The organism is Bacillus sp. FSL R7-0685, assembly GCF_038002425.1.
In the GTDB taxonomy this organism is placed as follows: domain Bacteria; phylum Bacillota; class Bacilli; order Bacillales; family Bacillaceae; genus Bacillus; species Bacillus subtilis.
Genome location: NZ_JBBOCN010000001.1, coordinates 142956 through 155705, shown reverse-complemented (window position 1 = coordinate 155705; position 12750 = coordinate 142956). Strand labels below are relative to the sequence as shown.

Genomic DNA, 12750 nt, shown 5'->3' with positions numbered 1-12750 from the left:
ATTCACTCTCCTTTTACCGATTATTTTGAGGTTTGGATGATGAAACAATGCCCGAATTCGGTTGGAAATTCGCCCAAATGAAGGTGTAAAATCGATAAAAAATCAGCTTTCCGCAGGGTGCGGAACAAACGTTCTGTAATTGGTTATGAAAAAAGCAGCCCCTCTAACAGGTCGCTGCTTTTCATACTTTCACGCTTCTTGTTGCAGAATATGTATGGATATATTGGTCTAATACAAACCCGCCTTTATCTTCATAAAAACCAGTAACGATAAAACCGGCATCAATTTGGCCTTTGATTTGGTCTTCTAAGGAATGGCCGAATTCCAGAGCCTCATTATTTTCGATCAGTTTTTTCACTTTATGTTTCGGAAGATCTTCTGGGTCAGCGTATGGAATGGAGTGTTTTACTTTTAAAACACCTTGCTGTTCTAATTCTGTATCAAACAGAAATACAACAGGATTGACAAAACCCGAGATTAGAATGCCGTTCCTTTTCAACACACGGTGCGCTTCCTTCCATACCGGGAGGACATTCTCAACAAAAACATTGGCAACAGGATGTACAATGACATCAAATGATTCATCATTAAATACACTTAAATCGTCCATGCTTCCTTTGACAGTGTGTATCGTGAGACCATCTCGCTCAGCAATCATTCTATCCTGATTCAGCTGTTTTTCTGAGTTATCTAATACGGTGACATCCGCGCCTGCGGCTGCCAAAACTGGACCCTGCTGGCCACCGCCTGATGCTAAACAGAGTACTTTCAGACCTTTGACCGGCGGAAACCAATCCTTCGGTACATCTTTCATTGGTGTTACCCTTATATCCCAATTGCCTTTTTTTGCTTGTTCGATAACCTGCTGCTCAGCAGCAACAGTCCATTCATTGCCTGTTTCTACTTTTTTATCCCAGGCTTTGCTATTATGAGCTACTAACGCATTCATGAATCTTCTCCTTACTTTAATGTATAGAGTATAACAAATATTTCTAGATTGATATCGCTTTCCCTTTGCATATTTAGAAAAAAGTTCATAAAAACGCAAAAAAATCACAAAGGAGATATGTGATTTATATCATCAGATTTACTTTTACTTCGTTACATAAAGCCATTAGCAATGAGAGCTATTGTTTCTCCGGGTTAATCAGCAGTGAACTTTAACGGATGAGATACAGTGGTTAAATGGAGCTGGGCTGCCGACATAACGATAATAAACATTGACCGAACTTCCAATTGAATAAAAATGAAAGCTATCATGATTTTTACAGTGAGACCGTTTATAAACAAACAATTTGTTTAACCCCGTCAAGCGTCCATTCAGTGTTATTTTTATGCGGAGCTGGCCACGTTATATTAAAAGAAAAAAGAAAAAAGCTCCCAACCCAAGGTCGAGAGCTTTTTGAAAACGTAAAATTAACGTTTTGAGAACTGAGGTGCACGACGAGCGCCTTTAAGACCGTATTTTTTACGTTCTTTCATACGAGCGTCACGAGTCAGAAGACCTGCACGTTTAAGAGTTGTACGGTATTCTGGATCTGCTTCAAGCAAAGCACGAGCGATACCGTGACGGATTGCTCCAGCTTGACCAGATAAGCCGCCTCCATGTACGTTTACTAAAACATCATAAGTGCCAGCTGTTTCAGTCAAAGTTAATGGTTGTTTGATATCTTCTATTAAAGCTGCAGATGGGATATGTTCGCTGATTTCACGATTATTAACGACGATACGGCCTTCTCCTGGAACTAAACGCACACGCGCTACAGAGCTTTTACGACGGCCAGTACCGTAATATTGAACCTGTGCCAAATTGGTAACCTCCTTTTTAATTAACCGCGAAGTTCGTAAACTTCAGGTTTTTGTGCTTCGTGTGGATGCTCAGAACCACGGTATACGTTCAATTTTTTGAACATTTGACGACCTAGAGAACCTTTTGGAAGCATGCCTTTGATAGCAAGCTCAAGCATTTTCTCAGGGTAGTTTGTACGCATTTCAAGAGCAGTTCTTGATTTTAATCCGCCTGGATGTTGAGTGTGACGGTAGTAGATTTTGTCAGTTAACTTTTTACCAGTTAACTCGATTTTTTCAGCGTTGATGATGATCACATGATCTCCAGTATCAACGTGTGGTGTGTAAGTTGGTTTGTGTTTTCCGCGAAGGATAGCTGCAACTTCTGAAGAAAGACGACCTAAAGTCTTGCCAGCAGCATCAACAACTAACCACTTGCGTTCAATAGTACTTGCGTTAGCCATAGGTGTTGTACGCATTGAATTTCCCTCCTAAATGATCTGTCATTTTCAATAAACTTCGATTACGTTCTATTTCACAACACAATAAGTTCCGGGGCTTATCGTGGGGTTGAAATACATACCATATGATATCTTATAACTTTATGCAGACTCTGTCAAGAAAATATTATACACCTGGTTTAGTTGTCATAGTAAACGTTCCATAAATATAGCCCGTGCCCCGGCGCTGTGCGCCCTGCCGCTTCGCGATCCTTCGCTTCCAGCATGGATTTCACCTCATCGGGAGAAATTTTTCCAATACCTGCATCAAGCAAAGTACCCGCAATAATTCTGACCATATTATATAAGAAACCGCTGCCTGTGATCCGCATTTGCAGGCCGTCAGCCGTCTCAGTCCAATCAAGTTCGTAAATCGTTCTTACCTTGTCCTGCACTTCTGTTTTAGCCGCGCAAAAGCTCGTAAAATCATGTGTCCCTATAAGATGCTTTGCCGCTTCTCTCATGTCCTGCACATTAAGGCGATATGAAAAATGGTAAGCGTAATGCCGTTTAAATACGTCCGGGTGTTTCTCCGTGTATACAAAGTAGCGATATTCTTTTTTGACTGCGCTAAATCGTGCATGGAACCCATCATCCGCAATTTCTGCCTGTTTGACTGCGATATCGTCCGGAAGCAGTGCATTTAAGGCATATGGCCATCTCTCAGCCGGGATAGACAGTGGAGTGTCAAAATGAATCACCTGTCCGGCTGCGTGAACCCCGCTGTCTGTTCTTCCAGACGAAACGACCGGAATTCTGTCTTTTGACTTATGCAGGACAGCCAAAGCCTTCTCCAGTTCATCCTGAACCGTTCTTTTGCCCGGCTGAACCTGATAACCGTTAAACAAATGTCCGTCATAAGAAATCGTGCATTTCAGTCTCATACAACACCTCTAAGCCCTTAAGAAAAATAACAAAGCAGCTAATACAATTAAGCTGACAATGACAGAAGTGTCTTTTCCTGTCCATACAAGCTTTCTATATTTCGTACGTCCTTCTCCGCCTTGATAGCCTCTTGCTTCCATTGCCACCGCAAGCTCTTCGGCGCGTTTAAATGCGCTGACGAAGAGCGGGACAAGAAGCGGGACAATAGCCTTCACTCTATCTTTGACAGGCCCGCTTGTAAAATCAACGCCTCGCGCCATCTGAGCCTTCATGATCTTATCTGTCTCCTCCATCAGTGTCGGAATAAACCGTAAAGAAATTGACATCATAAGAGCCAGCTCATGAACAGGAAGCTTTAATTTCTTCAATGGGTTCAGCAGCTGTTCCATTCCATCGGTAATCTCAATCGGTGTGGTCGTAAGCGTTAATAAGGTTGTGATTAAAATCAAATAGACGAATCTAAGAGAAATGAATATCCCCTGAACCAGACCGCCCTCATAGACTTTGAAAAAACCTATTTGAAAGATAATCGGTCCTTCATGTGTCATAAGGATGTGAAGAAGGAACGTAAAAAGGACAATCCAGATGATTGGCTTCAGCCCTTTCATTAAAAAAGAGAAAGGAACTCTTGTTAAAGAAACGACGCCAATTGTAAATAAACCAAGCAACGCATATGTCTGAACATTATTGGCTAAGAATACAATGCAGACAAATAAAAAGATCGTGATCAGTTTTGTTCTGGGGTCAAGCCGGTGCACAAGTGAAGTCCCCGGTACATACTTGCCGATAATCATGCTGTCCATCATAAAGTCTTCTCCCCCTGAAAAAGAGCACGGATTTCAGCAGCGGCATCTTCGATTGTGAGCATAGGCTCATTAAATCTCACACCCAGTACAGCTTCAAGGTGTCTTTGGAATTTTATTGTTTCAGGAAGATCCAGCCCCCAGCCGGCCATCTCTTCACCCTTTAAAAACAGATCACGCGGACTGCCTGATGCTTGTATCGTTCCTTTATGCATAACAATCATTTCATCAGCGTATGCAGCTGCATCCTCCATGCTGTGTGTCACAAGGATCGTCGTCAGGTTCCCACGTTGATGAAGCTCATAAAACATGTCCATAATCTCTTTTCGCCCTCTTGGGTCCAATCCTGCAGTCGGTTCATCCAGAACAAGCACTTCAGGGTCCATTGCAAGTACGCCGGCAATTGCAACTCTGCGCATTTGTCCCCCGCTTAATTCAAAGGGTGACCTGTCCAAAAGCTCTTCTGATAAACCTACAAGCTGCAGCATCTCTCTCGCTTTTTGTTCAGCATCTTCTTTTTTAACACCAAAGTTCATCGGTCCGAATGAAATATCTTTAAGAACTGTTTCTTCGAATAATTGATGCTCAGGAAATTGGAAAACGATTCCGACTTTTTTACGAAGTTTTTTCAGTTCTTTATTCTTTTTCCCTGCCTGAATGACAGTGCTGCCTAGTGATATCTGTCCCTTCGTCGGCTTCAGGAGACCATTTAGGTGCTGTAGAAGAGTGGACTTGCCAGAGCCTGTATGCCCGATAACGGCTACGTAGCTTCCTTCTTTAATCGATGCATTGATATCATACAGTGCTAGGCGCTCAAACGGCGTCTTCATCTGATAGCGATGCTCTACATCTTTGATTGTAATGTCCACAGCTCTTTCACCAGCCCTTCCTGAGTCAAATGGTTTTCTTCCAAAGCCAGTCCATTTTCTCTTAAAAGCTGGCTAAGCTGGAATGAGAAGGGTAAATCAAGCCCAATTCGAACAAGTTCTTTATTCAATTTAAAAATCTCTTCAGGCGGCCCTTCAGCATATTTTTTACCGCCATTCATGACAATGATCCTGTCTGCTTTTGCTGCCTCATTCAGATCATGTGTAATGGATATGACAGTCGCCATGCCCTGCTCTTTTAAATGTCTTACCGTTTCAAGCACTTCTTCTCGCCCGATCGGATCAAGCATGGATGTTGCTTCATCTAAGATAATAATATCAGGACGTGCGGCAATAACCCCCGCAATCGCAACTCTCTGCTTTTGGCCTCCGGAGAGATGGTGCGGCTCTTGATCGAGAAAATCTTGCATATTCACCTGTTTTACTGCCCAGTCTACTCTCTCAATCATTTCTTCCCGCGGTACACCATTGTTTTCTAAACCAAAAGCCACATCATCGCGAACAGTCGTTCCGACAAATTGGTTATCCGGATTTTGAAAGACCATACCTATCTTCTTACGCACTTCCCAAACGGATTCCTCTGTCAATTGAATCCCGGCAACCTCAATGTCGCCTGATTCAGGAAGAATTAAACCATTCAATGCCCGGGCCAGTGTTGATTTCCCTGAACCGTTATGACCTACGATTGCAAGCCATTCACCCTCATACACCTGCAGGGAGACGCCGTCTAGTGCTCGTCTTTCTGCGTCCTTCCGATATCGAAATACGATATCCTCTACCGATATCAACTGATTTTGATTCATGGAAAACCGGCCTCCTCTCAGCTAATGCTCTGCTTTTCTCTCTATTAAAAGTTGCAGTATCTAAAAAAAGGGCATAGATCCAGTTAGAAACTGTCCCGCCCTTCTTTAGATACACAAAAATATGTGATTAAACCAATTCGATAATTGCCATTGGTGCTCCGTCACCACGGCGAGGACCAAGCTTCATAATACGTGTGTATCCACCTTGGCGCTCCTCGTAACGAGTTGCAATGTCAGAGAATAATTTTTGAAGTGCATCTTGGTTATTTTCTTCGTTTGCAACCTCGTTGCGGATGTATGCAGCAGCTTGACGGCGAGCGTGAAGATCACCGCGTTTGCCAAGCGTGATCATTTTTTCAACTACAGAGCGAAGTTCTTTCGCACGTGTTTCAGTTGTTTCGATTCTTTCGTTGATGATCAAATCAGTTGTAAGATCACGAAGCATAGCTTTACGCTGTGCACTCGTACGTCCTAGTTTTCTGTATGACATGTGATGTCCCCTCCTTTATTGGAATGCTGTTTCTGAATAATAAACACACGAAAATCCTAGTTCACAAGGGAAACTAGTCAATCGTCTTTGCGAAGTCCGAGTCCAAGTTCTTCTAGTTTCGCTTTCACTTCTTCAAGTGATTTGCGTCCTAGATTTCGAACTTTCATCATATCTTCTTCCGTCTTGTTCGCAAGCTCTTGAACCGTGTTAATACCCGCACGCTTTAAGCAGTTGTAAGAACGAACAGAAAGATCCAATTCTTCAATTGTCATTTCAAGAACTTTCTCTTTTTGATCTTCTTCTTTTTCAACCATGATTTCAGCATGTTGAGCTTCGTCAGTTAAACCAACGAATATATTAAGGTGTTCAGTTAAAATCTTTGAACCAAGCGCAATTGCTTCTTTCGGTCCAGTGCTTCCATCAGTCCAAACATCAAGTGTAAGTTTATCATAGTTTGCAACTTGGCCTACACGAGTGTTCTCTACCTGATAAGATACACGAGAAACTGGCGTATAGATAGAATCGATCGGAATCACGCCGATTGGCTGATCGTCTCTCTTGTTTGCGTCAGCAGGCGTATACCCACGTCCTCTTTGAGCAGTAAGGCGAACTCGGAAACTCGCATTCTCACCAAGAGTCGCGATATGAAGATCAGGATTTAAGATCTCTACATCACTATCGTGTGTAATATCAGCTGCCGTTACAGTTCCTTCACCCTGTACATCAATTTCTAGCGTCTTCTCTTCATCAGAGTAGATTTTCAATGCAAGCTTTTTAATGTGTAAGATAATCGTTGTAACATCTTCCACAACGCCTTCAATTGTCGAGAATTCGTGCAGTACACCATCTATCTGGATTGATGTTACAGCGGCACCAGGGAGTGAGGATAAGAGGATACGACGTAAGGAGTTACCCAGAGTTGTACCATATCCACGCTCAAGTGGCTCTACGACAAACTTACCAAATTTGGCATCGTCGCTGATTTCAACCGTTTCGATTTTTGGTTTTTCAATCTCGATCATTACTTAAAACCCTCCTTCAAAACGTCGAAACCTCGAATAGAATCATATGAGATTCCATCCGAAATTCCCCATTGTTTAGTCCCGTATGTGCTCAGGCAACGAGTCGGTGCATTCGTTTCATAAATAACTGTATCATAACCCATTATTGACAGGGACACAAAATCTATACAAACAAATTACACGCGGCGACGTTTTGGTGGACGGCATCCGTTATGAGGAACAGGAGTTACGTCTCTGATAGCAGTGACTTCTAGTCCAGCAGCTTGAAGTGCACGGATTGCAGCTTCACGGCCTGAACCAGGTCCTTTAACAGTAACCTCTAGAGTTTTAAGACCATGTTCGATTGAACCTTTAGCAGCTGTTTCTGCAGCCATTTGCGCAGCAAAAGGAGTAGATTTACGAGAACCTCTGAATCCTAAAGCTCCGGCACTAGACCAAGAAATAGCATTACCATGAGTGTCAGTGATCGTAACGATCGTGTTATTGAAAGTTGAACGAATATGAGCAATTCCAGACTCAATATTCTTTTTCACGCGACGTTTACGCGTGTTAGATTTACGAGCAGCAGCCATTGTTTAAGAACCTCCCTTACTTATTTTTTCTTGTTAGCTACAGTACGACGCGGACCTTTACGAGTACGCGCGTTGTTTTTAGAGTTTTGTCCACGAACAGGTAATCCTCTGCGATGACGGATTCCGCGGTAGCTTCCGATTTCGATCAGACGTTTGATATTAAGAGAAACTTCACGGCGAAGGTCACCTTCTACTTTCAGTTTGTCAATAATATCACGGATTTTACCAAGTTCTTCTTCAGTAAGATCGCGCACACGAGTATCTTCTGAAACTCCAGCTTCTTTTAAAACTTGCTGAGCCGTTGTGCGGCCAATTCCGAAGATGTATGTTAAAGAAATAACAACACGTTTGTCACGTGGGATATCTACACCAGCAATACGAGCCATTCTCTGGGCACCTCCTTATAAATTATCCTTGTTTTTGTTTATGCTTTGGATTTTCACAGATCACCATTACTTTTCCTTTTCTGCGAATAACTTTACATTTTTCGCAGATTGGTTTAACTGATGGTCTCACTTTCATGTGTTTCCAACCTCCTTCAGTTTCCGGAGTGCTTTATTTGTAACGGTACGTAATCCTGCCACGAGTTAAGTCATATGGAGATAATTCTACCGTAACTTTGTCTCCAGGTAAAATGCGAATGAAGTGCATGCGGATTTTACCAGATACATGAGCCAAAACAGTGTGGCCATTTTCAAGTTCAACTTTGAACATCGCGTTTGGCAGTGTTTCGACTATAGTACCTTCCACTTCAATTACATCGTCTTTCGCCATTCAAGTGTTCTCCCTTCTTCAAATCAGTAACTTGCTTTCTGACAAATTTCAAAAGAAGTTTGTCACACGCCCTGTTTCGTTTATACTGTTCTGAACTTCCGGAGATACGCAATCATAAAGGGTTAAATGATTGATATTCTTTTTCTTAGGAGAATGAAATGTACGCTTTTCTCCGTCTGCTGTTAGTACATTGATGATGGTTAAAATTCCAACGACAAGCAGCAAGATGAATTCGGTCTTGCCAATGTTCACCCAAGCTTTCTGCCCTATCAAGCTTGAAAAACATCTGTCTTCGGAATTATTTTCATCATCTAGACTCTCGTCAGTATATCAAAACCCGTTTCCGTAATCGCAATCGTATGTTCAAAATGAGCACACTTTTTCCCATCTACCGTTACAACCGTCCAGTTATCAGCCAATGTTTTCACGTAGCGGCTGCCAGCGTTCACCATAGGTTCAATAGCGAGAACCATGCCAGGTTTAAGCCGTGGTCCTTTGTTGGGCGGACCGTAATGAGGAATTTGCGGGTCCTCATGCAAGTCTTGACCAACACCATGTCCGACATACTCCCTAACAACTGAAAACTGCTCATTTTCGACATACGTTTGTATTGCGTGGGAAATATTCGACAAACGTTCACCTGGTTTTGCTTCCTGCAAGCCTTTATATAAAGACTCCTCTGTCACTTCCAGAAGTTTTTTGTCATCATCGCTGATGTTTCCTACCGGATATGTCCATGCAGAGTCACCATGATAACCATTTAATTTAGCACCGATATCAATACTGATGATGTCACCGTCCTTCAGCACCCTGCTGCCAGGTATGCCGTGAACGAGTTCTTCATTAACTGATACGCAAATGCTCCCGCGAAACCCATTATACCCCTTAAAAGATGGGATTGCACCCTGCTTCTTAATAAAACGTTCGGCAATTTGATCCAATTCTTTTGTCGAGATTCCTGGTTTAATGTGCTTTTTTAACTCTTCATGAGTTAAAGCCACGATTCGCCCTGCTTCCCGCATGATACCAAGTTCACGTGGGGTTTTACAGATAATCATTTTTTTAATCCTCCAAGAAGATCCTTCACATCTGCATAAACGTCTTGAATGTCCTGCTGGCCATTCACGTTTGCAAGATAACCTTTCTCTGAATAGAAATCGAGTAAAGGCTGAGTTTGCTTCATGTTTACCTCAAGCCGTTTAGAGACTGTTTCCTCATTATCATCTGCCCGTTGATAGAGTTCGCCTCCGTCTTTATCACAAATACCCGGCGTTTTCGGCGGATTAAAGACTAAATGATAGGTTGTGCCGCAAACACTGCAAATTCTGCGTCCAGTCAGACGTTCCATCAGAACATCTTTGTCGACTTCAATGTTAATGACATAATCAATCGGCTTGCCGTATTCCTCAAGAATTTCTTCAAGAGCTTCGGCTTGAGCGACTGTTCGCGGAAATCCGTCCAGAAGAAAACCTCTTTCACAATCATCTTTGCCAAGTCTCTCTTTTACAATTCCGATTGTGACTTCGTCAGGTACGAGCTCTCCCTTATCAATATAAGATTTTGCTTCGAGTCCGAGTGGTGTTTCTTCTTTCATAGCAGCACGGAACATATCTCCTGTTGAGATATGAGGAATCCCATAATCCTCAACAATTCGTTCGCCCTGTGTGCCTTTACCGGCACCAGGAAGCCCCATTAAGACTAAGTTCATTCGGATTTCCCCCGTCCTCTCTTTATTAAGAGGGAATGGATAAATCCATTTCCTCTAGTTTTTCATAAATCCACGGTAGTTTCGTTTCACCAACTGGCTTTCTAGTTGTTTCATTGTCTCCAAGGCTACCCCGACAACAATTAACAAAGATGTTCCGCCAATTTGTGCACTTTGAGGCAATCCAGCGAATTGAATGAAAAAGATAGGAAGAATGGAAATCACGGCTAAGAATATAGAACCCACAAACGTAAGTCGATACAAAATGCTCGTAATTCTATCTTGAGTCATTTTCCCTGGACGAACCCCCGGGATATAGCCACCCTGTTTTTTAAGGTTATCAGCCATTTGTTCAGGGTTTACCTGTACAAAAGCATAAAAGTACGTAAAGGCAATAATCAACGCAACATATATCGCCATACCCACCGGATGCGTATTATCAAAGTTGTTTTGAATCCACTTTGTCACATCGTTTGTTCCAAAGAATGACGCGATCGTCCGCGGCGTTATCAAAAACGCAACCGCAAAGATTACCGGAATAACCCCTGCAGGATTCACTTTCAATGGAAGGTGTGTAGACTGACCTCCGCCAGCAGGTGAACGACCTGTGCCTTTAGCATATTGAATCGCAATTTTCCGTACGGCTTGCTGAATGAAAATAACTCCAACAATAACTGCTAAAATCGCAATCACAAGAAGTGCGACTTTCACAATATGAATAAACAACTGATCGTTGCTGCCGACAAATTGAGTCTCATATATTTGCCCAATTGTTTTTGGAATACTAGACACAATCCCCGCGAAGATAATGATCGATATTCCGTTGCCTACTCCATGAGAAGTAATTTGTTCCCCAAGCCACATTAAAAAGGCAGTTCCGCCAGTGAGCACTAAAGCAATGATAAGATATGTCGATACACCGGATTTTTCGATCAGCATACCGTTTGCCAGATTGTTAAATCCATATGACATACCTAATGCTTGGATGAAACCAAGCACAATCGTAAAGTACCTTGTGAACTGAGCTAATTTACGGCGGCCAACTTCACCTTGCTTAGACCACTCGGTAAACTTCGGTACCACATCCATCTGAAGCAGCTGAATGATGATCGAAGCCGTGATATAAGGAGTAATTCCCATTGCGAAAATGGAAAATTGGTAAAGCGCACCGCCGCCAAATGTATTAAGGAGATCAAAAACACCCATTTGAGACTGTGCCTGTAACGCTTCAGCGTTAACGTAAGGCACAGGAATAAACGCACCTATGCGAAAGACGATAAGCATGAGTAAAGTGAATATGATTTTATTCCTGATATCACTCACACGCATAAAGTTGGAGATTGTTTTAAACAAGTTAGATCACCTCAGCTGTACCGCCAGCAGCTTCAACAGCTTCTTTCGCAGAAGCAGAGAATTTATTGGCTTTTACAGTTAATTTTTTCTCTAATTTACCGTTGCCAAGAATCTTTACTCCTGCATTAAGTTTGCTAATAACACCAGTCTCTAGAAGAAGTTCAGGAGTGACTTCCGTTCCTTCTGCAAAACCGTTCAATTTGTCTAGGTTGACTACAGCGTATTCCTTGCGGTTGATGTTAGTGAAACCGCGTTTAGGAAGACGTTGGAATAAAGGCATTTGTCCCCCCTCGAATCCAGGGCGTACACCGCCGCCAGAACGAGCGTTTTGACCTTTGTGACCTTTACCAGCTGTTTTACCGTTGCCAGAACCAATACCACGACCTACGCGATTACGCGTTTTGCGTGAACCTTCTGAAGGTTTTAATTCATGAAGTTTCATTAGGACACCTCCTTATCCGATCAAATATTTTTATTGTTCTTTAACAGAAACTAAATGAGATACTTTATTAATCATACCACGGATCGCAGCGTTGTCTTCATGAACAACAGTTTGGTTTGTTTTCTTTAAACCAAGTGTTCTTACAGTAACGCGTTGGTCTTCCGGGCGACCGATTACACTTCGTTTGAGGGTAATTTCTAATTTAGCCATTAATGTTCCCTCCTTATCCTAACAGTTCTTCTACAGATTTTCCACGAAGCTTCGCAACGTCTTCAGCACGTTTAAGCTCACTTAAACCTTGAAGTGTTGCACGAATCATGTTGATCGGTGTGTTAGAACCTAAAGACTTAGAAAGGATATCAGCTACACCAGCTAGCTCAAGTACCGCACGTACAGGGCCTCCAGCGATAACTCCAGTACCTTCAGAAGCAGGTTTTAACAAGATGTTACCTGCACCGAAACGTCCGATGATTTCGTGTGGAATTGTAGTTCCAACCATTGGTACTTCAATCAAATTCTTTTTCGCATCTTCAACAGCTTTGCGGATCGCTTCTGGTACTTCTTGTGCTTTACCAGTACCGAATCCTACGTGTCCGTTTTTGTCACCGACAACGACTAGAGCTGCGAAGCGGAAACGACGACCACCTTTAACAACTTTCGCTACGCGGTTAACCGTAACTAAGCGTTCTTCTAACTCTAATTTGCTTGGGTCAATACGACGCATAA

19 protein-coding genes and 1 pseudogene are annotated in these 12750 nt (G+C 42.5%); all 20 read right to left on the bottom strand.

The genetic code is table 11. From position 1 onward, the window contains the following. Positions 1-181 precede the first annotated feature (181 nt). On the bottom strand, positions 182-949 hold the full coding sequence (locus MKY50_RS00905) for a class I SAM-dependent methyltransferase (RefSeq protein WP_341116011.1): 768 nt from the start codon (positions 947-949) through the stop codon (positions 182-184). 467 nt (positions 950-1416) lie between these two features. Then, on the bottom strand, positions 1417-1809 hold the full coding sequence (gene rpsI / locus MKY50_RS00900) for a 30S ribosomal protein S9 (RefSeq protein ID WP_004399691.1): 393 nt from the start codon (positions 1807-1809) through the stop codon (positions 1417-1419). 20 nt (positions 1810-1829) lie between these two features. Next, positions 1830-2267, bottom strand: a complete 438-nt coding sequence (rplM, locus tag MKY50_RS00895; RefSeq protein WP_003241966.1) for a 50S ribosomal protein L13 — start codon at positions 2265-2267, stop codon at positions 1830-1832. Between the two features lie 161 nt (positions 2268-2428). Continuing rightward, positions 2429-3172: a tRNA pseudouridine(38-40) synthase TruA gene (truA, locus tag MKY50_RS00890; protein WP_004399657.1), complete on the bottom strand. Its 744-nt coding sequence runs from the start codon at positions 3170-3172 to the stop codon at positions 2429-2431. Positions 3173-3181: 9 nt separating this feature from the next. Then, positions 3182-3979, bottom strand: coding sequence for an energy-coupling factor transporter transmembrane component T family protein (locus MKY50_RS00885; protein WP_029317183.1), 798 nt, complete (start codon positions 3977-3979; stop codon positions 3182-3184). Then, a complete protein-coding gene (locus MKY50_RS00880; RefSeq protein WP_046664349.1) occupies positions 3976-4845 on the bottom strand; it encodes an energy-coupling factor ABC transporter ATP-binding protein in 870 nt (289 codons plus the stop codon). Before MKY50_RS00880 ends, MKY50_RS00885 begins: the two co-directional genes overlap by 4 nt. Continuing rightward, positions 4821-5666: an energy-coupling factor ABC transporter ATP-binding protein gene (locus tag MKY50_RS00875; protein WP_004399689.1), complete on the bottom strand. Its 846-nt coding sequence runs from the start codon at positions 5664-5666 to the stop codon at positions 4821-4823. Before MKY50_RS00875 ends, MKY50_RS00880 begins: the two co-directional genes overlap by 25 nt. Before the next feature lie 127 nt (positions 5667-5793). Then, the gene (gene rplQ / locus MKY50_RS00870) at positions 5794-6156 is read right to left on the bottom strand and encodes a 50S ribosomal protein L17 (protein ID WP_003225836.1); all 363 of its coding nucleotides are present in this window, start codon (positions 6154-6156) and stop codon (positions 5794-5796) included. A 77-nt stretch (positions 6157-6233) separates the two neighbouring features. Then, positions 6234-7178 (bottom strand): DNA-directed RNA polymerase subunit alpha, encoded by a 945-nt coding sequence (locus tag MKY50_RS00865; protein ID WP_003225835.1) that lies wholly within the window; start codon positions 7176-7178, stop codon positions 6234-6236. Between the two features lie 176 nt (positions 7179-7354). Then, on the bottom strand, positions 7355-7750 hold the full coding sequence (rpsK, locus tag MKY50_RS00860) for a 30S ribosomal protein S11 (protein WP_009966385.1): 396 nt from the start codon (positions 7748-7750) through the stop codon (positions 7355-7357). Between the two features lie 20 nt (positions 7751-7770). Beyond that, positions 7771-8136 carry a 30S ribosomal protein S13 gene (rpsM, locus tag MKY50_RS00855; RefSeq protein WP_003235095.1) on the bottom strand — a complete coding sequence of 122 codons (366 nt, stop codon included), beginning with the start codon at positions 8134-8136 and terminating at the stop codon, positions 7771-7773. A gap of 22 nt (positions 8137-8158) precedes the next feature. Next, positions 8159-8272, bottom strand: coding sequence for a 50S ribosomal protein L36 (rpmJ, locus tag MKY50_RS00850; protein WP_003156543.1), 114 nt, complete (start codon positions 8270-8272; stop codon positions 8159-8161). A 33-nt stretch (positions 8273-8305) separates the two neighbouring features. Further along, positions 8306-8524: a translation initiation factor IF-1 gene (gene infA / locus MKY50_RS00845; RefSeq protein WP_003156508.1), complete on the bottom strand. Its 219-nt coding sequence runs from the start codon at positions 8522-8524 to the stop codon at positions 8306-8308. Then, a pseudogene (locus MKY50_RS00840) lies at positions 8502-8770 on the bottom strand (ribosome-binding protein ybzG). The gene infA and the pseudogene MKY50_RS00840 overlap by 23 nt, the downstream one beginning before the upstream one ends. A gap of 65 nt (positions 8771-8835) precedes the next feature. After that, positions 8836-9582 carry a type I methionyl aminopeptidase gene (map, locus tag MKY50_RS00835; protein ID WP_003225828.1) on the bottom strand — a complete coding sequence of 249 codons (747 nt, stop codon included), beginning with the start codon at positions 9580-9582 and terminating at the stop codon, positions 8836-8838. Then, positions 9579-10232: an adenylate kinase gene (locus MKY50_RS00830; protein ID WP_004399686.1), complete on the bottom strand. Its 654-nt coding sequence runs from the start codon at positions 10230-10232 to the stop codon at positions 9579-9581. The genes map and MKY50_RS00830 overlap by 4 nt, the downstream gene beginning before the upstream one ends. A 54-nt stretch (positions 10233-10286) precedes the next feature. Next, positions 10287-11582, bottom strand: a complete 1296-nt coding sequence (gene secY / locus MKY50_RS00825; RefSeq protein WP_004399662.1) for a preprotein translocase subunit SecY — start codon at positions 11580-11582, stop codon at positions 10287-10289. 1 nt (position 11583) lies between these two features. Further along, complete coding sequence (rplO, locus tag MKY50_RS00820) at positions 11584-12024, bottom strand: 50S ribosomal protein L15 (protein ID WP_003225819.1); 441 nt, start codon at positions 12022-12024, stop codon at positions 11584-11586. A 30-nt stretch (positions 12025-12054) separates the two neighbouring features. After that, complete coding sequence (gene rpmD / locus MKY50_RS00815; protein ID WP_003156497.1) at positions 12055-12234, bottom strand: 50S ribosomal protein L30; 180 nt, start codon at positions 12232-12234, stop codon at positions 12055-12057. A gap of 13 nt (positions 12235-12247) precedes the next feature. Further along, positions 12248-12748 (bottom strand): 30S ribosomal protein S5, encoded by a 501-nt coding sequence (rpsE, locus tag MKY50_RS00810; protein WP_003328273.1) that lies wholly within the window; start codon positions 12746-12748, stop codon positions 12248-12250. Positions 12749-12750 lie beyond the last annotated feature (2 nt).